The organism is Enterobacter sp. MGH 38, from assembly GCF_000492855.1.
Lineage (GTDB): Bacteria > Pseudomonadota > Gammaproteobacteria > Enterobacterales > Enterobacteriaceae > Enterobacter > Enterobacter hormaechei_C.
Map to the genome: position 1 here is coordinate 249641 of NZ_KI535607.1, position 20446 is coordinate 270086.

General features: G+C 55.9%; 17 protein-coding genes. 6 read left to right on the plus strand and 11 right to left on the minus strand.

Annotated features, from left to right (window positions below; genetic code table 11):
- The first annotated feature begins 1 nt into the window (after position 1).
- A complete protein-coding gene (barA, locus tag L384_RS19680) occupies positions 2-2761 on the plus strand; it encodes a two-component sensor histidine kinase BarA (protein ID WP_023323684.1) in 2760 nt (919 codons plus the stop codon).
- Between the two features lie 50 nt (positions 2762-2811).
- Here the strand turns inward: barA and L384_RS19675 are convergent, their stop codons facing one another.
- The 8 genes from L384_RS19675 to syd all read right to left on the minus strand — a co-directional run bounded on the left by L384_RS19675 (position 2812) and on the right by syd (position 11145).
- Complete coding sequence (locus L384_RS19675) at positions 2812-3957, minus strand: glycerate kinase (RefSeq protein ID WP_023314755.1); 1146 nt, start codon at positions 3955-3957, stop codon at positions 2812-2814.
- A 77-nt stretch (positions 3958-4034) separates the two neighbouring features.
- Positions 4035-5372 carry a glucarate dehydratase gene (gene gudD, locus L384_RS19670; RefSeq protein ID WP_003862731.1) on the minus strand — a complete coding sequence of 446 codons (1338 nt, stop codon included), beginning with the start codon at positions 5370-5372 and terminating at the stop codon, positions 4035-4037.
- Between the two features lie 15 nt (positions 5373-5387).
- A complete protein-coding gene (locus L384_RS19665; protein ID WP_003862733.1) occupies positions 5388-6728 on the minus strand; it encodes an enolase C-terminal domain-like protein in 1341 nt (446 codons plus the stop codon).
- Positions 6728-8083 (minus strand): galactarate/glucarate/glycerate transporter GudP, encoded by a 1356-nt coding sequence (gene gudP, locus L384_RS19660; protein ID WP_003862734.1) that lies wholly within the window; start codon positions 8081-8083, stop codon positions 6728-6730. Before gudP ends, L384_RS19665 begins: the two co-directional genes overlap by 1 nt.
- Positions 8084-8391: 308 nt before the next feature.
- Positions 8392-8841 (minus strand): flavodoxin, encoded by a 450-nt coding sequence (locus L384_RS19655; protein ID WP_023295346.1) that lies wholly within the window; start codon positions 8839-8841, stop codon positions 8392-8394.
- Positions 8842-8856: 15 nt separating this feature from the next.
- Positions 8857-9642 (minus strand): tRNA pseudouridine(65) synthase TruC, encoded by a 786-nt coding sequence (gene truC, locus L384_RS19650; protein ID WP_023323685.1) that lies wholly within the window; start codon positions 9640-9642, stop codon positions 8857-8859.
- Entirely contained in the window at positions 9639-9968 is a 330-nt protein-coding gene (locus L384_RS19645; RefSeq protein ID WP_023323686.1) for a YqcC family protein, read from the minus strand. The genes truC and L384_RS19645 overlap by 4 nt, the downstream gene beginning before the upstream one ends.
- Positions 9969-10599: 631 nt before the next feature.
- Positions 10600-11145, minus strand: a complete 546-nt coding sequence (gene syd / locus L384_RS19640) for a SecY-interacting protein (protein WP_003862744.1) — start codon at positions 11143-11145, stop codon at positions 10600-10602.
- A 69-nt stretch (positions 11146-11214) separates the two neighbouring features.
- On the opposite strand from syd, the gene queF reads away from it, so the two are divergent.
- The 5 genes from queF to xni all read left to right on the plus strand — a co-directional run bounded on the left by queF (position 11215) and on the right by xni (position 17630).
- Entirely contained in the window at positions 11215-12057 is an 843-nt protein-coding gene (gene queF / locus L384_RS19635; protein WP_023323687.1) for an NADPH-dependent 7-cyano-7-deazaguanine reductase QueF, read from the plus strand.
- 116 nt (positions 12058-12173) lie between these two features.
- Positions 12174-13538: a nucleotide 5'-monophosphate nucleosidase PpnN gene (ppnN, locus tag L384_RS19630; protein ID WP_003862748.1), complete on the plus strand. Its 1365-nt coding sequence runs from the start codon at positions 12174-12176 to the stop codon at positions 13536-13538.
- A gap of 504 nt (positions 13539-14042) precedes the next feature.
- On the plus strand, positions 14043-15332 hold the full coding sequence (locus L384_RS19625; protein WP_023323688.1) for an HAAAP family serine/threonine permease: 1290 nt from the start codon (positions 14043-14045) through the stop codon (positions 15330-15332).
- A 62-nt stretch (positions 15333-15394) separates the two neighbouring features.
- Positions 15395-16762, plus strand: coding sequence for an L-serine ammonia-lyase (locus L384_RS19620; protein WP_023323689.1), 1368 nt, complete (start codon positions 15395-15397; stop codon positions 16760-16762).
- A gap of 112 nt (positions 16763-16874) precedes the next feature.
- Positions 16875-17630 (plus strand): flap endonuclease Xni, encoded by a 756-nt coding sequence (gene xni / locus L384_RS19615; RefSeq protein WP_003862753.1) that lies wholly within the window; start codon positions 16875-16877, stop codon positions 17628-17630.
- A gap of 57 nt (positions 17631-17687) precedes the next feature.
- Here xni and rlmM read toward each other — a convergent pair whose 3' ends face one another.
- The 3 genes from rlmM to gcvA are packed head-to-tail and all read right to left on the minus strand — an operon-like array spanning position 17688 to position 20133.
- The gene (gene rlmM, locus L384_RS19610; protein ID WP_003862754.1) at positions 17688-18788 is read right to left on the minus strand and encodes a 23S rRNA (cytidine(2498)-2'-O)-methyltransferase RlmM; all 1101 of its coding nucleotides are present in this window, start codon (positions 18786-18788) and stop codon (positions 17688-17690) included.
- Positions 18781-19176: a DUF423 domain-containing protein gene (locus L384_RS19605; RefSeq protein ID WP_003862756.1), complete on the minus strand. Its 396-nt coding sequence runs from the start codon at positions 19174-19176 to the stop codon at positions 18781-18783. The genes rlmM and L384_RS19605 overlap by 8 nt, the downstream gene beginning before the upstream one ends.
- 39 nt (positions 19177-19215) lie before the next feature.
- A complete protein-coding gene (gcvA, locus tag L384_RS19600; protein WP_003862758.1) occupies positions 19216-20133 on the minus strand; it encodes a glycine cleavage system transcriptional regulator GcvA in 918 nt (305 codons plus the stop codon).
- Positions 20134-20446 lie beyond the last annotated feature (313 nt).

Genomic DNA, 20446 nt, shown 5'->3' on the forward strand with positions numbered 1-20446 from the left:
CATGACCAACTACAGCCTGCGCGCGCGCATGATGATTTTGATCCTCGCTCCTACCGTTCTCATCGGTTTGCTGCTGAGCATTTTCTTTGTGGTGCATCGCTATAACGATTTGCAGAGACAGCTTGAAGATGCCGGGGCCAGTATTATCGAACCGCTGGCCGTCTCCAGCGAGTACGGCATGAACCTGCAAAACCGTGAATCCATTGGTCAGTTAATCAGCGTATTGCACCGCCGTCATTCAGAGATCGTACGCGCCATTTCCGTTTATGATGAGCATAACCGTCTGTTCGTCACCTCGAATTTCCATCTGGATCCCACGTCGCTGAAAATCCCGAATGGTACCCCCTTCCCGCGTCATCTTACGGTGTTGCGGCGAGGCGATATCATGATCCTGCGCACGCCGATTATCTCCGAAAGCTATTCACCCGACGAATCTGCCCAGTCCGATGCGAAGTCCAGCAATAATATGCTTGGATATGTGGCGCTGGAGCTGGATCTTAAGTCGGTACGGCTCCAGCAGTACAAAGAAATATTCATCTCCGGCGTGATGATGCTGTTCTGTATTGGCATCGCGCTGATCTTCGGCTGGCGACTGATGCGCGACGTCACGGGGCCTATCCGCAACATGGTGAATACCGTTGACCGGATCCGCCGGGGTCAGCTCGACAGCCGCGTGGAAGGCTTTATGCTCGGCGAGCTGGATATGCTGAAAAACGGCATCAACTCAATGGCGATGTCGCTGGCGGCTTATCACGAAGAGATGCAGCACAACGTTGACCAGGCCACCTCTGACCTGCGCGAAACGCTGGAGCAGATGGAGATCCAGAACGTGGAGCTGGATCTGGCGAAAAAACGTGCTCAGGAGGCGGCGCGTATTAAGTCTGAATTCCTGGCGAACATGTCGCACGAGCTGCGCACGCCGCTGAACGGGGTGATTGGCTTTACCCGTCTGACGCTCAAAAGCGAGCTTAACCCAACCCAGCGTGACCATCTGCATACCATTGAACGCTCAGCCAACAACCTGCTGACCATTATTAACGACGTACTGGACTTCTCGAAGCTGGAAGCGGGCAAGCTGATTCTGGAGAGTATCCCCTTCCCGCTGCGCAGCACGCTGGATGACGTGGTCACGCTTCTTGCCCACTCATCGCATGATAAGGGGCTGGAACTGACGCTCAATATTAAAAATGATGTGCCGGATAACGTCATTGGCGACCCGCTGCGCCTGCAACAGGTCATTACCAATCTGGTGGGCAACGCGATTAAGTTCACCGAGAGCGGCAACATCGACATTCTGGTCGAAAAAAGGGCGCTCAGTAATAACAAAGTCCAGATTGAAGTGCAGATCCGGGATACCGGCATCGGTATTCCGGAGCGCGATCAGACGCGTCTGTTCCAGGCTTTCCGCCAGGCCGATGCGAGCATTTCCCGTCGTCACGGCGGAACGGGCCTGGGGCTGGTGATCACCCAAAAGCTGGTGAAAGAGATGGGAGGCGATATCTCCTTCCACAGCCAGCCTAACCGGGGCTCAACCTTCTGGTTCCATATCAACCTTGATCTTAACCCGAACGTGCAGACCGACGGCCCGGTCACCGGGTGCCTGAAGGGGATGCGTCTGGCCTATGTGGAACCGAACGCCGCGGCAGCGCAGTGTACGCTTGATGTATTAAGCAGCACGCCGCTGGAGGTCATCTACAGCCCGACCTTCTCCGCGCTGGCGAACGATCATTACGATATCCTGTTGTTGGGGATTCCGGTGACGTTTACCGGAGAACTGACCATGCAGCAGGAACGCCTGGCGAAGGCGGCCTCAATGACGGACTACCTGCTGCTGGCGCTGCCGTGCCACGCCCAAATCAACGCCGAAGAGCTGAAAAACGACGGAGCGGCGGCGTGTCTGCTGAAACCCCTCACCGCCACACGGCTGTTACCTGCGTTGACCGAATATTGCCGTCTGACGCATCAGTCCCTGCCGCTGGAAAACGACGAACATAAGCTGCCGATGACGGTGATGGCCGTGGACGATAACCCGGCGAACCTGAAGCTGATTGGCGTGCTGCTTGAGGATCAGGTTCAGCATGTTGAGCTGTGTACCAGCGGCGCCGAAGCCGTGGAACAAGCCAAACAGATGCAGTTCGACCTGATCCTGATGGATATTCAGATGCCGGGCATGGATGGCATCCGCGCCTGCGAGTTGATTCGCCAGCTTCCGCACCAGCAGCAGACGCCGGTGATTGCCGTGACGGCGCACGCGATGGCGGGGCAAAAGGAGAAACTGCTGGGTGCGGGCATGAACGATTATCTGGCGAAACCGATCGACGAAGAGAAGCTGCACAGCCTGCTGCTGCGCTACAAGCCGGGGCACATTGGCGGGACATACACCATTACAGCTGAATCGCCGGAGATCAGCGTTAACCAGAATGCCACGTTTGACTGGCAACTGGCGCTGCGCCAGGCGGCAGGCAAACCCGATCTGGCCCGCGATATGCTGCAAATGCTGGTGGACTTCCTGCCTGAGATCCGTAACAAGGTTGAAGAACAGCTGGTGGGTGAAAACCCTGAAGGGCTGCTGGAGGCTATCCATAAACTGCACGGCAGCTGCGGCTACAGCGGCGTACCGCGGTTGAAAAATCTCTGCCAGCTGCTTGAACAGCAGCTTCGCGCGGGTACGCCAGAATCCGATCTCGAACCGGAGTTCCTGGAGCTGCTGGACGAGATGGACAACGTGACGCGGGAAGCAATGAAGGTGTTGGGGAGCTAAGACCAAAGCCCGGTGGCGCTTCGCTTACCGGGCCTACAGGAGCACGAACGTTAACGCGACATCCCCTGCCCCATCTTTATCACCGCCGCAATATTCCTTGCGGCCATCTGTACATTCTGTTGCGCATTTTCCAGCGCATCCTCCAGCGAGCAGATGGTGTAAATCACGCTGAATACGGCATCCAGTCCGTGCTCATGCACCACGCCAACATCCGCCGTCAGGCTGCCGGCAATGCCAATAACCGGCTTGTTATAGCGTTTCGCGACTCTCGCCACGCCAACGGGCACTTTTCCGTGGATCGTCTGGCTGTCGATACGCCCTTCGCCCGTGATCACCAGATCGGCGTCCGCGACCTGTTCATCGAGATGCAGGGCATCGGTGACAATCTCAATCCCCTGACGGAGCTGTGCGCCGCAAAATGCATACAGCGCCGCCCCCATTCCGCCGGCCGCACCACCGCCCGCCAGGTTTAAGACGTCAATATCCATATCCCGGGCGATAATTTTTGCGTAATGCGCAAGCGCGTTGTCCAGCGTCCTGACCATCTCCGGCGTCGCCCCTTTCTGCGGACCAAATACCGCAGAAGCACCTGTCTCGCCGATCAGGGGGTTGGTCACATCGCAGGCCACTTCAATTCGACAGGCTGCCAGCCGCTTGTCCAGCCCGCTAAGATCGATATGCGCAAGGCTTGCCAGTTCGCCGCCGCCCGGCCCAACGGGCTGCGCTTTCGCATCCAGCAGTTTTACGCCCAGCGCCTGCACCATGCCTGCGCCACCGTCATTGGTCGCGCTGCCTCCAATGCCAATAATGATATGCTTAACGCCCGCATCCAGCGCATGACGGATCAGTTCCCCGGTTCCCCAGGAGGTGGTGATTAACGGGTTACGCTTTGCAGGAGCAACAAGCTCCAGACCGCTCGCTGCCGCCATCTCGATAAAGGCGCTTTTCCCGTCTCCGGATAACCCGAAAAACCCTTCCACGCGTTCACCCAAAGGCCCGGTAACAGGAACATGGACAAGACGCCCATGCGTGGCTGCCACCATCGCTTCCACCGTCCCTTCGCCACCATCGGCAACCGGTAATTTGACATAGTCCGCTGACGGGAAAATTTCGCGAAAACCGACCTCTATCGCTGTCGCCACCTCCAGCGCGCTCAAGCTTTCCTTATACGAGTCCGGAGCGATAACAATTTTCATAAGCCATCCTTACGCATGTTAGTTACGTTAAGCATACACCACGTAAGGGACCACTCATGGGAGCGGTCCCAATGAACTTATCGTACCATGCACGGACGTTTATTGTCGAATCTCCACTCTGGGATCAGGTATTGCATCGCCAGCGCGTCATCACGCGCGCCCAGGCCGTGTTTCTGGTAAAGCTCATGCGCTTTCATGACCTGGTCCATATCCAGCTCAACGCCCAGCCCCGGCGTAGCAGGAACTTGCACCATGCCGCCTTTGATTTCAAACGGCTGTTTGGTCAGGCGCTGGTTGCCCTCCTGCCAGATCCAGTGGGTGTCGATGGCGGTAATGTTGCCCGGCGCAGCGGCCGCCACGTGGGTGAACATCGCCAGCGAGATGTCGAAGTGGTTGTTGGAGTGGGAGCCCCAGGTCAGGCCGAACTCATGGCACATCTGCGCCACGCGAACCGAGCCCTGCATCGTCCAGAAGTGCGGGTCTGCCAGCGGAATGTCCACCGATTGCAGCGAGAGCGTGTGCCCCATCTGACGCCAGTCGGTCGCGATCATGTTGGTGGCGGTTGGCAGCCCGGTGGCGCGACGGAACTCCGCCATCACTTCACGTCCGGAGAACCCCTGCTCTGCACCGCACGGATCTTCCGCATAGGCCAGCACGCCTTTAAGCTGCTTACCGATTTTTATCGCCTCATCAAGCGACCAGGCACCGTTCGGATCCAGCGTGACGCGCGCCTGCGGGAAGCGCTTCGCCAGCGCGGCGATCGCCTCAGCTTCTTCTTCACCCGCCAGTACGCCGCCTTTCAGCTTGAAGTCATTAAAGCCATATTTTTCATACGCGGCTTCCGCCAGGCGCACCACCGCGTCCGGGGTCATCGCTTCATCGTGACGCACACGATACCAGTCGCATTTTTCGTCCGGCTGGCTCTGGTACGGCAGCGGGGTGAGTTTGCGGTTGCCGATAAAGAACAGGTAGCCGAGCATTTCCACTTCGCTGCGCTGTTGGCCGTCGCCCAGCAGGGAGGCGACATTGACGCCCAGATGCTGGCCCAGCAGATCCAGCATCGCGGCTTCAATGCCCGTGACCACATGGATAGTGGTGCGCAGATCAAACGTTTGCAGACCACGGCCACCCGCATCACGATCGGCAAAGGTCGTGCGCACGCGAGTCAGCACATTTTTGTACTCGCCCAGCGTTTTACCCACCACCAGCGGAATGGCGTCCTCCAGCGTTTTACGGATCTTCTCCCCGCCCGGGATTTCACCGACACCGGTATGCCCTGAGTTGTCCTTGATCACCACAATATTACGGGTGAAGAACGGCGCATGGGCGCCGCTCAGGTTCATCAGCATGCTGTCATGTCCCGCGACAGGAATGATCTGCATGGAGGTAACTACAGGGGTAGAAAATGTGCTCATCGTTCGATCCTTTTATCAGTGACGTCCAAATACAGGGCGCTTACGGTCAAATGTCCAGCCGGGGATAAGGTACTGCATCGGGCCTGCGTCGTTGCGCGCGCCGCCCGGCAGTTTTTTATACGCTTCATGCGCCTTGTGGATCTGATCCCAGTCAAGCTCCACGCCCAGCCCCGGCGCATCCGGTACGGCAATTGTGCCGTTTTTGATTTCAAGTGGATTTTTGGTCAGGCGCGCTTCGCCTTCCTGCCAGATCCAGTGCGTATCGATGGCGGTCGGGTTGCCCGGCGCCGCCGCGCCAACGTGGGTAAACATCGCCAGCGAAATGTCGAAATGATTATTGGAGTGGCAGCCCCAGGTGAGGCCCCAGTCATCGCACAGCTGCGCCACGCGCACCGCGCCGGAAAGGGTCCAGAAGTGCGGGTCCGCCAGCGGTATGTCCACCGCATTCAGCATCACCGCATGGCCCATTTCGCGCCAGTTGGTGGCGATCATGTTGGTCGCAACCGGCAGCCCGGTAGCGCGGCGGAATTCGGCCATCACCTCGCGGCCAGAAAAGCCCTGCTCGGCACCGCACGGATCTTCCGCGTAGGTCAGCACGTCGCCCAGCCCTTTGCACAGCGCGATAGCTTCATCCAGCAGCCAGGCGCCGTTCGGATCGACGGTGATGCGTGCCTCCGGGAAGCGTTTTTTCAACGCGCGCACGCTGTCAATCTCCTGCTCGCCCGGCAGAACGCCGCCTTTCAGCTTGAAGTCTTTAAAGCCGTAGCGATCCTGCGCCGCCTCTGCCAGGCGTACCACCGCCTCGCCAGAGAGCGCCTCCTGATGACGCAGGTGATACCACTCGTGGCTACCCGGCGAGCGTTCCAGATACGGCAGATCGGTTTTAGTCCGGTCGCCAACGTAGAACAGATAGCCCAGCACCGTTACCGCATCACGCTGTTTGCCTGGCCCCAGCAGTTCGCAGACCGGCACGTTCAGCGCCTTGCCCAGTAAATCGAGGAGAGCCGCCTCCAGCGCCGCCACCGCGTTAACGCGCAGTTCAAACGTCCAGGCACCTTTGCCGAAGGTATCAAAATCCGCCGACTGGTTGCCCTTATGCACCCGCTGAACCACCTTGTTGAGACGGGCGACCTCCTGCCCAACCACCTGCGGGATGGCGTCGACCAGCGTCTGGTAAATCACCTCTCCGCCAGGCGCTTCCCCGACGCCGGTGTTGCCTGCGCTGTCGGTCAGCACCACAATGTTGCGGGTGAACCAGGCGTTATGCGCGCCACCAATGTTGAGCAGCATGCTGTCCTGCCCCGCCACCGGGATGACCTTCATCTCCGTCACGATCGGGCTTGATTGCGTTGTCATCATCCGCGCTCCCCAACAGGTTTCAGTTCGATTCGTTTGATGTCACCCACCAGCACCAGGTAACTGAGTACCGCCACCAGCGCATGGACGCCTACATAAATCAGCGCACCATTGAAGGAGCCGGTGGTGCCGACGATGTAACCGATAGCGATTGGGGTGACAATGCCGGAAATGTTGCCAAACATGTTGAACAGACCGCCGCTCAGGCCGCTGATCTCTTTCGGCGCGGTATCTGCCATCACCGCCCAGCCCAGTGCGCCAATGCCTTTACCGAAGAAGGCCATCGCCATAAAGCCGATAATCATCCACTCCGCGCTGACGTAGTTACAGAACACCATGGTCATGGAGAGCAGCATGCCGAGCACGATTGGCGTTTTACGCGCAATATTCAGCGAACCGGTACGACGCATCAACCAGTCGGAGATGACCCCGCCAAGCACCCCACCCACGAAGCCGCAGATGGCCGGCACGGAGGCGACAAACCCCGCCTTCAGAATCGACATGCCGCGCGCCTGCACCAGGTAAACCGGGAACCAGGTGATGAAGAAGTAGGTTAAGGCGTTAATGCAATACTGGCCGAGATAGATACCGATCATCATTCGTGAGCCGACGAGTTGTTTGATCTGCCCCCATTTCTGGCTGAACGGGACCTTAGCTTTCTGGGTTTTCTGATCCATGTTGATCAGCGCCCCGCCTTCAGCAATGTAGTCCAGCTCTTTCTTGTTCACGCCCGGATGCTGGTTTGGTTCGTGGATCACTTTCAGCCAGATGAAGCTGATGACGATCCCCAGCCCGCCCATGAAGAAGAAGACGTGTGACCAGCCCACCTCATGCGTCAGCCAGCCCATGATTGGCGCGAAAATAACCGTCGCAAAGTATTGCGCCGAGTTAAAGATCGCTACCGCCGTTCCCCTCTCCTGCGCCGGGAACCAGGCGGCCACAATACGGCTGTTGCCAGGGAACGATGGCGCTTCCGCTAAGCCCACCAGGAAGCGGAGGGTAAAGAGCGCAATGATAATGCCGAAGCCGCTAAAGATATCCACGAAGCCCTGTAACAGGGTAAACATCGACCAGATGAAAATGGACCAGAAATAGACCCGTTTTGAGCCAAAGCGGTCCAGCAGCCAGCCGCCAGGGATTTGGCCGATTACGTAGGCCCATGAAAATGCGGAGAAAACATACCCCATACCCACCGGATCAAGTCCGATGTCCTTTGCCATCTCAGAGCCGGCAATGGATAACGTGGCACGGTCGCCGTAGTTGAAAGAGGTGACGATAAACAGCATCACCACTATCCAGTAGCGGGCGTTGGTGCGCTTCTCAGCGCTGCTCGCCGCGTGGCTTAATGTACTCATTGTTGCACTCCTGAAACATAGCTTTCGCCTGGTTCATTCTGTACAGCACCTGTAGGGTAATCAGAATGAGAGATTTGTGTTTGGTTTTGGTACGGCCAGAAGCCGTTTTATAGTGACGTGAAAAGTATATGAAGGAGTGACCGGTTCTCTCACCGTGCAGGAACACAACATTGACGGGCGTGGGGAACGTGGTTTGGGGCATAAGCCCAAAGTGGTGGAAGATACTTCACGGAATTGAGGATAGGATGCGGCTTCGTTGCCGGGTGGCGGCTTCGCCTTACCCGGCCTGGCGTTCGTTTAGTACAGGGTTAGTTCAGGAGCGTGGCCCAGTGTTCAACCCAGGGATTTGACTCGCTTTCTGGCTCAGGGTGTTCACCTGCATCAATCAGCAACATCTCTCCGACGCGCTGAGCGCTCTGTTCCTGCAACAGCGCGTCGAACTGCTTACCGCCGCCGCAGAAATTGGCGTAAGAGCTATCGCCGAGGGCAATGATGCCATAGTGAACATCTGGCTGATAACCAAGCTGGTCTTTAATGCCCTGGAAAAGCGGGACGATGCTGTCCGGTAGATCGCCCTGCCCGGTGGTGGAGGTCACCACCAGGATGTATTTATCTTTATACTTTTCCCAGTCCGCCAGCTCCGGATCTTCATAGACCGTTGCTTTATGGCCCTGGTTTACGAGGATTGCTTCCGCTTCCTCCGCCACCAGCAGCGAGTTGCCGTACATTGTGCCGACAAAAATGCCTACTTCAGCCATGCTTTGCTCCCGTAATTATTGCGCTTGCTGTTCATCCTGAACGTTGCCTGCGGCAAACTCAACCCTTTCATTTTCGGGGAGTTGTCCCAGCCAGCCAAACTGTGACAGCGCCTGCATCCAGACCTTGTCCAGCCCCGCGCGAATAGTCAGCGGTTCGCCGGTAAACGGGTGCGTCAGGCGTAGCTCGCTGGCGTGCAGCATCAGCCGGTTACAGCCAAAGTGCTCGGCCGCGCTGCGGTTCTGGCGCAGATCGCCGTGCTTGCTGTCGCCGATAATGGGGTGGCGCAGATGTGCAAGGTGACGGCGAAGCTGGTGCTTGCGCCCGGTTTTGGGCAAAAGCTCCACCAGACTGTATCGCGTGGTCGGAAATTTGCTGGTCGCCACCGGCAGTTCTGTGGTCGCCATACCACGATAGTCGGTCACCGCTGGCTGCGGGCCTTTATCGTCGCGGGCAAATTTATCGGCGATTTTATCCAGTTCCTCCACCAGGGGATAATCAAGCGTGGCGGAATCCATCAGCCAGCCACGCACGATGGCGTGGTAGCGTTTCTGGATCTGGTGCTGTTCAAACTGCTGCGCCAGCAGGCGCCCGGCCTCACTGGAAAGCCCCATCAGCAGAACACCAGAGGTTGGCCGATCGAGACGATGGGCAGTAAAAACGTGCTGACCGATTTGATCGCGCACGGTTTGCATGATCACCACTTTCTCATCGCGATCGAGCCAGCTACGGTGCACCAGCCAGCCGGACGGTTTATTCACCGCCACTAACCACTCATCCTGATAAAGGATCTCAAGCGTCATGCATCGTCACCGGCGAAAAGCGCATCCAGCTTCTCCAGCTCCACCAGCATCATAGTACGCGCCGGGTGGGTCGCTTCCAGCGCCATTTCGTAATAGGGAGAGACGGCAAAAGACGCGGGCAACGCGTGGCCACCTTCCAGCAGCGCATGCATACGCGGAATTAAGACCCACTGGAGCCACTCGAACGGGTCCAGCGTATCCAGACAAAACGGTTGGGTGCTGGCGAACGCGTCTGGCTGCGGCGCGTTATCCTGCCACAGCTGATGCTGGCGCATAAGGGCTTCGATGGCGTGCAACTGCGCACGAACGCTGTCATGATGCGACATATATACCTCAACTGAAAAACGGAATGGCGCGAAGCATAGCATTGCGGAAGACAGAAATAAAAAAGGGAGCACTGTAAAAACAGTGCTCCCGGTTCGTTTCGCAGCATTCCAGCTACAATACGTGCTCCCTGCTCATCCGTGACAACTTTTCCTGATGCCCGAAGGCCTGGTCATCCCTTTACCTTTTGCTTCCTGCTCACATCGTCCTGATGTGTAGGTTTCATCCTGAAACGTCCTGGCCATCCTGACCCACCGACCATCCTGACCGGCTCTCGTTCTCCTTCCTGGAGGTGTCCCTTACGCATCCTGCGTGATCCACTTTGCTTCATCCTGAAGCCTTCCTGCGGCGTCATCCTGACGTGTCCCTGGTAAGAAACGCCATCATCCTGATGTTCGTTTCTCGTGTCGGCATCCTGTCGACACAGATAGAATCCGCTATTCTGCTTCGTCTTACAACCCACCTTGTGAGCAATGTAAGCCAGGCGAAACGGGGGATTTCCTTTCAGAAAACCACTAACTTATTGAAAGAGAAGTTAATATTAATCTGAAATTCCTAAGACAATGCTAATTGTTTCGGCGATGTCTCACAGCGCGTGTAAGAGATCTCTCACACGCCCACTAGCATCATGGATTACAGAAGCGGCTCAATTCGGGTAAGGAAATCCGCAAGTGAAGGCGCGAGAACGTCGCGATTGCGGGTGCCGAGCGTCTCTTTAATGACCTCGCCAGACAGGTTGCAGACAGAAATGACGTCCAGTTCACTGTCGAGCGTCGCAATAAAGAGAGTCGGAGAGAGCTTAAGCCGTTTTTGCGTGACCAGGTGACCAATGAGGTTTTCCTGAACGCGTTGCAGATCGTCTTCGCTCCAGGTTTGCAGCAGCGTCAGCGGCTGTCCTGCAAAACATGCAGTCATATCCCCGGCAAACTGCGTGGTATAAAATGCATGAAGCGCAGGTTGTATCACAAGGTCCATCGCGCGTTCAACAGCATTTACATTCTGCTCGCCCATGAACGGTTTCGGTTGCCAGATAACGTAATCATCCTGCGAAGCGATAATGCACGGTGACGGCACGCCATATAAGTCAGTACTTTGCGGCCACGTCCCCCGCTTTTCATGCCAGGCATCGCAATAGCGGGTCGTGAAGGACGTCAGGGCATTTGCAGTTTCGATATCCACCGATTTCTCTCTTCTTGTAAGACAGGATAAACTCAGCCCATAAGTGTACCTGTAAAGTGGCTATGAAACATGTCTTACGAAAATCATCAGGCGTTAACGGGCTTAACGCTGGGAAAATCGACCGATTACCGCGACACCTACGATGCAAGCCTGTTGCAGGGCGTGCCGCGCAGTCTGAACCGCGATCCGCTCGGGCTGCACGCTGACGCGCTGCCGTTTGTCGGCGGCGACATCTGGACGCTGTACGAACTCTCCTGGCTGAATGCGCGCGGTCTGCCGCAGGTGGCCGTGGGCCACGTTGAGCTGGATTACGCCAGCGTAAACCTGGTCGAATCCAAGAGCTTTAAGCTCTATCTCAACAGCTTTAACCAGACCAAATTTAACAGCTGGGACGAGGTGCAACAGACGCTTGAACGTGATTTAAGCGCGTGCGCGCAGGGGAACGTAACCGTCTCGTTATACCGTCTGCATGAGCTGGAAGGTCAGCCCATCGCCCATTTCCACGGCACCTGCATCGACGATCAGGACATTGAGGTGGAAAGCTATGAATTTAGCAGCGACTACCTGGAAAACGCGGCGGGCGGAAAAGTGGTCAACGAGACGCTGGTTAGCCATCTGCTGAAATCCAACTGCCTTATCACCCATCAGCCGGACTGGGGCTCGGTACAGATCCAGTACCGCGGCCCGCAGATTGACCGTGAAAAGCTGCTGCGTTACCTGGTGTCATTCCGTCATCACAACGAATTCCACGAGCAGTGCGTGGAGCGCATCTTCAACGACATCCAGCGTTTCTGCCAGCCCGAAAAGCTGAGCGTTTACGCCCGCTACACCCGTCGCGGCGGTCTGGATATCAACCCGTGGCGCACCAATACCGATTTTGTGCCTGCCACCGGACGACTTGTGCGCCAGTAAGATAAATATTTTCACAATATGCGGGCGGTATTCCGCCCGAAGTGTTGTGAAACGTCATAAGCCAGGGCTATTGTAATCAACAGGGAAAGACGATAATCGTCCCATAAGGAGCTCACTTGATTACACATATTAGCCCGCTTGGCTCTATGGATATGTTGTCGCAACTGGAAGTGGACATGCTTAAACGCACCGCCAGTAGCGACCTTTATCAACTGTTTCGTAACTGTTCACTTGCCGTACTGAACTCCGGAAGCCTGACCGACAACAGTAAAGAGCTGCTGTCCCGCTTCGAAAGTTTTGATATCAACGTGCTGCGCCGCGAGCGCGGGGTGAAGCTCGAAGTGATCAACCCGCCGGAAGACGCTTTTGTCGACGGGCGTATTATTCGCTCACTTCAGGCCAACCTGTTTGCCGTGCTGCGCGACATTCTGTTTGTTAACGGACAGATCAGCAATGCCGGACGTTTCCAGCATCTTGACCTGGAAAGTTCCGTTCATATCACCAACCTGGTCTTCTCCATTCTGCGTAACGCCCGTGCCCTGCACGTGGGCGAAGCGCCGAACATGGTCGTCTGCTGGGGCGGTCACTCCATTAACGAAACCGAATACCTGTATGCCCGCCGCGTAGGGACGCAGCTCGGCCTGCGCGAACTGAATATCTGTACCGGTTGCGGTCCTGGCGCGATGGAAGCGCCGATGAAAGGCGCGGCAGTAGGACACGCACAGCAACGCTATAAAGAAGGCCGTTTTATCGGCATGACCGAGCCATCGATCATCGCCGCTGAGCCGCCTAACCCGCTGGTTAACGAACTGATTATTATGCCGGATATCGAAAAACGTCTTGAGGCGTTTGTCCGTATCGCGCACGGCATCATCATCTTCCCGGGCGGCGTAGGCACGGCGGAAGAGCTGCTTTATCTGCTGGGGATCCTGATGAACCCGGCTAACAAAGATCAGGTTCTGCCGCTGATCCTGACCGGCCCGAAAGAGAGCGCCGACTACTTCCGCGTGCTGGACGAGTTTATCGTGCATACGTTGGGCGAAGATGCGCGCCGTCACTACCGCATTATTATTGACGATGCCGCAGAAGTGGCCCGTCAGATGAAAAAAGCGATGCCGCTGGTGAAAGAGAATCGTCGTGATACCGGGGATGCCTACAGTTTTAACTGGTCCATCCGTATCGCACCGGATCTTCAGATACCCTTCGAGCCGTCGCATGAGAACATGGCGAACCTCAAACTCTATCCGGATCAGCCGGTGGAAGTGCTGGCTGCCGACCTGCGTCGCGCCTTCTCTGGCATCGTGGCGGGGAACGTGAAAGAGGTAGGGATCCGCGCAATTGAAGAGTTCGGGCCGTATAAGATCCACGGTGACCCGGAGATGATGCGCCGCATGGATGACATGTTGCAGGGCTTTGTCGCTCAGCACCGCATGAAGCTTCCAGGCTCTGCCTATATTCCGTGTTACGAAATCATCAAGTAAAGCGACATTTCTTTCCTCTCAAGCCGGATCGTCATCCGGCTTTTTTATTAGTGATGCAATTCATAGCGATCTTCAATGTTATTAACAAATCTGACGCCTGCGCAAACGATTACCTCGATTTTGAAACCGTAAATAATCAGCCTTAATCGAAATTACCCGCCAGAAAATCCTAAAATCCCATTTCTTTACAGCGAAAGACACCTATCTCGCGGGTCGACCTTTTCGAAAACATGTCGTTAATGGTAGCCTTCGCGCCCGTAAATTCTCTTTGATGTTTTTTTAACAGATAAATGGTCTAAAGATACCCACATCACAAGTGGATTATTGCATTTGGGATCGCGATCACTGATAGATTCATAACTAGAATGTATCTTTCCGCCCGCCAATAGTTACGGGCAAAAATTATTAAAAAACCGTCACTGAACGAATTTCATATTACCGTCAGGCACTTTTTCATCGGATTTGACTAAAAACCTGACAATTTGCTTCCTCCAGGAGATACAGATGGAAACCACTCAAACCAGCACCGTTGCTTCGATTGAATCCCGAAGCGGTTGGCGCAAAACGGATACCATGTGGATGCTTGGCCTGTACGGCACAGCAATCGGCGCTGGTGTACTGTTCCTTCCTATCAACGCAGGTGTCGGCGGTATGATCCCGCTGATCATCATGGCCCTCATCGCTTTCCCGATGACCTTCTTTGCACACCGCGGCCTGACCCGCTTCGTGCTGTCCGGTAAAAATCCGGGCGAAGACATCACTGAAGTCGTTGAAGAACACTTCGGCGTCGGCGCAGGTAAGCTGATTACCCTGCTCTACTTCTTCGCGATTTACCCGATTCTGCTGGTGTACAGCGTTGCTATTACCAACACCGTTGAAAGCTTTATGATGCACCAGCTTCAGATGACCCCGCCGCCGCGTGCGATTCTGTCCCTGATCCTGATCGTCGGTATGATGACCATCGTGCGCTTCGGCGAGCAGATGATTGTGAAAGCGATGAGCGTGCTGGTGTTCCCGTTTGTTGCGGCTCTGATGGTGCTGGCTCTGTACCTGATCCCACAGTGGAACGGAGCTGCGCTGGAAACCCTGTCTCTGAGCAGCGCATCCACGACCGGCAACGGTCTGCTGCTGACCCTGTGGCTGGCGATCCCGGTGATGGTGTTCTCCTTCAACCACTCGCCAATCATCTCTTCCTTCGCAGTAGCGAAGCGTGAAGAGTACGGCAATGGCGCAGAGAAGAAGTGCTCCAGCATCCTGGCTCGCGCGCACATCATGATGGTACTGACCGTAATGTTCTTCGTGTTCAGCTGCGTGCTGAGCCTCTCCCCGGCGGATCTGGCGGCAGCGAAAGAGCAGAACATCTCTATTCTGTCTTACCTGGCAAACCACTTTAACGCACCGCTGATTGCGTGGATGGCGCCGATCATCGCGATTATCGCCATCACCAAATCCTTCCTGGGCCACTACCTGGGCGCACGTGAAGGCTTCAACGGCATGGTGATTAAATCTCTGCGTGGTAAAGGCAAGACCATTGAAATCTACCGTCTGAACAAAATCACTGCACTGTTCATGCTGGTGACCACCTGGGCGGTAGCCACCCTGAACCCAAGCATTCTGGGCATGATTGAAACCCTAGGCGGCCCGATTATCGCGATGATCCTGTTCCTGATGCCGATGTACGCGATTCAGAAAGTGCCTGCGATGCGCAAATACAGCGGCCATATCAGCAACGTGTTCGTTGTTGTGATGGGCCTGATTGCCATCTCCGCTATTTTCTACTCGCTGTTCAGCTAATACCTCCTGCGCCGTCTGCGGACGGCGCACTTCTCCCCTCTGACTGAAGCAATGGACGCATCATGATTAGCGTATTCGATATCTTCAAAATCGGTATTGGTCCTTCCAGCTCTCACACCGTCGGACCAATGAAAGCCGGTAAACAATTCACGGATGACTTGATTGCACGCGGCATTTTGCACGACATCACCCGCGTGGTTGTCGATGTATATGGTTCCCTTTCCCTGACCGGTAAAGGCCACCATACCGATATTGCCATTATCATGGGGCTGGCGGGTAATCTGCCGGATACCGTTGATATTGATGCAATACCTGGCTTTATCCAGGACGTGAACACCCACGGTCGTTTGCTGCTGGCGAACGGCGAGCATGAGGTTGAATTCCCGGTTGATCACTGCATGAATTTCCATGCGGATAACCTGTCGTTGCACGAGAATGGCATGCGCATTACCGCGCTGGCCGGCGACAAAGCGGTTTACAGCCAGACGTATTACTCCATCGGCGGCGGGTTTATCGTCGACGAGGACCATTTTGGTCAAAGCACCAATTCTGCTGTTGATGTGCCGTACCCTTACAAAAACGCGGCCGACTTACAGCGTCACTGCCAGGAGACAGGGCTTTCTCTCTCCGGCCTGATGATGAAAAACGAGCTGGCCCTGCACAGCAAAGAGGAACTGGAACAGCACTTCGCTAACGTCTGGGAAGTGATGCGCAGAGGCATTGAGCGCGGGATCACCACCGAAGGCGTGCTGCCGGGTAAACTGCGTGTTCCGCGTCGTGCGGCTGCGCTGCGCCGCATGCTGGTCAGCGCCGACAAAACCACCACCGATCCGATGGCCGTCGTCGACTGGATCAACATGTTCGCGCTGGCGGTGAACGAAGAGAACGCCGCGGGCGGCCGCGTCGTCACCGCACCAACCAACGGGGCGTGCGGCATTGTTCCGGCGGTCCTGGCGTATTACGACAAGTTTATCCGCGAAGTGAACGCAAACTCACTTGCACGCTACCTGCTGGTCGCCAGTGCGATTGGCTCACTGTACAAGATGAACGCCTCAATTTCTGGCGCGGAAGTAGGCTGTCAGGGTGAAGTGGGCGTAGCCTGCTCTATGGCGGCGGCGGGTCTGGCCGAATTGCTGGGCGCAAGCCCTGCGCAGGTTTGTATCGCGGCGGAAATCGGCATGGAACATAACCTGGGGCTGACCTGCGATCCGGTCGGCGGACAGGTCCAGGTGCCATGCATCGAACGTAACGCCATCGCCTCGGTGAAAGCAGTGAACGCGGCCCGTATGGCGCTGCGTCGTACCAGCGAACCGCGCGTCTGCCTCGACAAGGTTATCGAAACCATGTACGAAACCGGCAAAGATATGAACGCCAAATACCGCGAAACCTCCCGCGGTGGCCTGGCGATGAAGATCGTCACCTGCGATTAAGCCTCTCAGGAAGCCTCGTTTTGCGAGGCTTCTTCCTGTTTTCCCCACCATTCATAGTTTCATGCTGCGCTCAGTGTTACCCTTCACCCATTAGACAGAAGGGAGATTATCTGTGGCCGTTCATTTGCTTATCGTCGATGCTCTTAACCTGATTCGCCGTATTCATGCGGTACAGGGCACACCCTGCAAGGACACCTGTTTACACGCGCTGGAGCAGCTTATCCGCCACAGTGAACCCACCCATGCGGTCGCGGTTTTTGATGACGAAGCCCGCAACACGGGCTGGCGGCACCAGCGCCTGCCGGACTACAAAGCCGGGCGTGCGCCGATGCCGGACGATCTGCACGCAGAAATGCCCGCTATCCGCGCGGCCTTTGAGCAGCGCGGCGTTCCGTGCTGGGGCGCCCACGGTAATGAGGCTGACGATTTAGCCGCAACGCTGGCGGTTAAAGTCGCGAGCGCCGGACATCAGGCGACTATCGTTTCAACCGACAAAGGCTACTGCCAGCTGCTCTCCCCCACTATCCGTATTCGCGACTATTTTCAAAAACGCTGGCTGGACGCGCCGTTCATTGCCAGCGAGTTTGGCGTATCGCCTGAGCAACTGCCGGATTACTGGGGGCTGGCGGGGATCAGCAGCTCTAAAGTGCCGGGTGTCGCCGGTATTGGACCCAAAAGCGCCGCACAGCTGCTGACGGAGTTTCAGAGTCTGGAAGGGATGTACGCCCGGCTGAACGAGGTGCCGGATAAATGGCGCAAAAAGCTGGAGGCGCATAAAGAAATGGCGTTTATCTGCCGGGAGGTGGCGACGCTACAGACGGATTTACAACTGGACGGGAATTTACAGCAGTTAAGGTTAGAGCGTTAAAACAACTACACGATTTTGTAGGCCCGGTAAGCGCAGCGCCACCGGGCGTTACAAACGTTATCGCTCGTCGCGACGCCCCCCCACGGCCGCCCACCAGCGACGGATATGCACCGTCACTTCTTCGCGGTCGTGATAAAGCTGACGCGCCTGGATTTCCGCGTTAATCCCGTGTTCATCCAGCTGCTGCTGAATGTAGGCCAGGTTCTGCGACACCTCCTCATAGCGCTTTTTCATCGGCAGCTTGAGGTTGAAAATGGTCTCGCGACACCAGCCGTTCACCAGCCAGGAGGCCATCAGCGCGGCCACTTTCGCCGGTTTCTCAACCATGTCGCACACCATCCAGGAGATGTTGTTGCGGTTCGGGCGATAGCGGAAACCGTCTTCACGCAGCCAGGTGACCTGTCCGGTGTCCATCAGGCTTTGCGCCATTGGGCCGTTATCAACGGACGATACCCACATGTTGCGTTTCACCAGCTGATAGGTCCAGCCGCCCGGGCACGCGCCAAGGTCGACGGCATACATGCCGTTTGCCAGCCGTTCGTCCCACTCGTCCGCCGGGATAAAGACGTGAAACGCCTCCTCCAGCTTGAGGGTTGAACGGCTCGGCGCATCTGCCGGGAAGCGCAGACGCGGGATCCCCATAAAGAACGGCGAGTTATTGGTGGTATACGAGTAGCCTGCGTAACAACATCCTGGCGCAATAAAGAAGATATGCACGACTGGGCGCTTTGGCGTTTCGTAGTTTGTCAGCACACCCGCATCACGCAGCGCCGCGCGCAGCGGCACGGTGAACTTACGGCAGAACTTCATCAGCTCTTTGCTTTCGTTGGTGTCGGCCACTTCCACGCGCAAATCGCCGCCCTTCTCCACCACGCCTTGCAACAGGCCAACAATCGGCGTGATGCGATCTTCCGGCGGAAGATCTTTCAGCAGTTCGCCCGCGACAAACATCTGACGGGCGAAAATCAATGAGCTGAACGGCAGTTCGCGCGCCAGCTTGTCGGCATCATCAGGCTGATAGCATTCAAATACCACATAGCCCGCGTTCTCTTTGACGCGAGCGAATCCAAAGACTTCACGCTTCGCCGCTTTATCGGTGATTTCCGCGGCGCACTCTTTCTCAAACCCCGGGCGACAATATAAAACAACCTTATTCATGAACAACGCCCTTGCGTTTCAGACGGATAGCTCCGATAAACATTAACACCCAACCCGCCAGGAAGCTGACGCCGCCGACAGGTGTAACAAACGCCCACAGGCGTAAATGCGACAGCGCCAGACAGTAAAGACTGCCGCTGAACAGTACGGTACCCAGCGCCAGAAAGACGCTGCTCCAGTAAAACCAGATGCTGATGCGGCGCTGCATCGCCACCGCCAGCCCAAAAATTGCCAGCGTGTGGAACGCCTGATATTCAAGGCCGGTCTGGATCCACCCCATCTCCACAACGCCCAGAGATTTGCTTAAGACATGCGCGCCAAACGCGCCCAGAGCTACAAAAATAAAGCCACTCACCGCGGCGAAAATCAGCATGAATCGGCTGGTCATGTTTAAGTCCTGAATTGATGCGTGCCCGGCACACAAACGTTATTGTTCATACCTGAAGCGGAATTTTTCTTGCTCGCTTGCCGCTTTCGCCAGTATCCACTGCCGGAAAGCGGCTATTTTACCCAGTTCTGCCTGACTGTCATGACAAACCAGATAAAATGCATTCTTGCTGACCAGTACATCGTTAAATGGGCAAACCAGACGGCCTGCCTCAATTTCGGACTGCGCCATAACGTTGTTTGCCAACGCCACGCCCTGCCCGTGAATGGCAGCCTGTAGCACCATCGCGCTGTGGCTAAAAATGGGCCCCTGCTGCACGTTTATATGATTAAGACCTAACTGGCGGGTATAAGTTTGCCAGTCGCGACGCGACGCATCGTGCAAAAGCGTATGTTGCGCCAGATCGGCGGGCGTTTTGAGCGCTTTATCCCCCGTCAGCAGCAGCGGTGAACAGACCGGCAACAGATATTCTGCGTATAATTTTTCCACACGCAAGCCCGGCCAGTTACCGCGACCGTAAAAAATCGCCACGTCCACATCATCTGCAAGCTTGTCTTCCTGACGGTCCACTGCCTGGATTCGGACATCAATTCCCGGATAAGTTGAGTTAAAGCTTGAGAGTCGCGGCACCAGCCACTGAATGGCAAAACTGGGCAATAAACTCACAGTCAGGGCGCCTTTTGCGCTCCGGGCCTGAAGCTTGCGAGTGGCTTCCGTCAGCTGGGAAAAAATCTCTTTAATATCCTGAAAATAGCTCTGCCCCTCTTCGGTCAACAGCAACGAACGGTTGCGTCGACGGAACAGCTTAAGCCCCAGAAAATCCTCCAGAGACTTGATTTGATGACTTACTGCGGCCTGTGTCACAAAAAGCTCATCGGCTGCGCGGGTGAAGCTGAGGTGGCGTGCTGCTGCATCAAAAACACGTAATGCATTAAGGGGTGGCAATCGCTTGGACATGGTTATCTGGCTTAGATGTTAACGAGATTTAACATATAGGAAACAACGCTTAACCTATTAGTTTTTTTTATCTGAGCCATTATAATTTGTCCGTTGAGGAACTACCAGCAAATACCTATAGTGGCGGCACTTCCTGAGCCGGAACGAAAAGCTTTTTTTGGAATGCGTGTTCTGAAGGGCTTTTGGCTTACGGTTGTGATGTTGTGTTGTTGTGTTTGCAATTGGTCTGCGATTCAGACCACGGTAGCAACGCTACCAATTTTTCACTTCCTGTACATTTACCCTGTCTGTCCATAGTGATTAATGTAGCACC

What these genes read in the sequence shown, in the direction of transcription:
- L384_RS19605 (WP_003862756.1), bottom strand. Translation starts at nt 19,176, where the DNA reads ATGACCAGCCGATTCATGCTGATTTTCGCCGCGGTGAGTGGCTTTATT.
- L384_RS19665 (WP_003862733.1), bottom strand. Translation starts at nt 6,728, where the DNA reads ATGACAACGCAATCAAGCCCGATCGTGACGGAGATGAAGGTCATCCCG.
- L384_RS19625 (WP_023323688.1), top strand. Translation starts at nt 14,043, where the DNA reads ATGGAAACCACTCAAACCAGCACCGTTGCTTCGATTGAATCCCGAAGC.
- queF (WP_023323687.1), top strand. Translation starts at nt 11,215, where the DNA reads ATGTCTTACGAAAATCATCAGGCGTTAACGGGCTTAACGCTGGGAAAA.
- gudD (WP_003862731.1), bottom strand. Translation starts at nt 5,372, where the DNA reads ATGAGCACATTTTCTACCCCTGTAGTTACCTCCATGCAGATCATTCCT.
- truC (WP_023323685.1), bottom strand. Translation starts at nt 9,642, where the DNA reads ATGACGCTTGAGATCCTTTATCAGGATGAGTGGTTAGTGGCGGTGAAT.
- L384_RS19645 (WP_023323686.1), bottom strand. Translation starts at nt 9,968, where the DNA reads ATGTCGCATCATGACAGCGTTCGTGCGCAGTTGCACGCCATCGAAGCC.
- gudP (WP_003862734.1), bottom strand. Translation starts at nt 8,083, where the DNA reads ATGAGTACATTAAGCCACGCGGCGAGCAGCGCTGAGAAGCGCACCAAC.
- L384_RS19655 (WP_023295346.1), bottom strand. Translation starts at nt 8,841, where the DNA reads ATGGCTGAAGTAGGCATTTTTGTCGGCACAATGTACGGCAACTCGCTG.
- barA (WP_023323684.1), top strand. Translation starts at nt 2, where the DNA reads ATGACCAACTACAGCCTGCGCGCGCGCATGATGATTTTGATCCTCGCT.
- L384_RS19675 (WP_023314755.1), bottom strand. Translation starts at nt 3,957, where the DNA reads ATGAAAATTGTTATCGCTCCGGACTCGTATAAGGAAAGCTTGAGCGCG.
- rlmM (WP_003862754.1), bottom strand. Translation starts at nt 18,788, where the DNA reads ATGAATAAGGTTGTTTTATATTGTCGCCCGGGGTTTGAGAAAGAGTGC.
- gcvA (WP_003862758.1), bottom strand. Translation starts at nt 20,133, where the DNA reads ATGTCCAAGCGATTGCCACCCCTTAATGCATTACGTGTTTTTGATGCA.
- L384_RS19620 (WP_023323689.1), top strand. Translation starts at nt 15,395, where the DNA reads ATGATTAGCGTATTCGATATCTTCAAAATCGGTATTGGTCCTTCCAGC.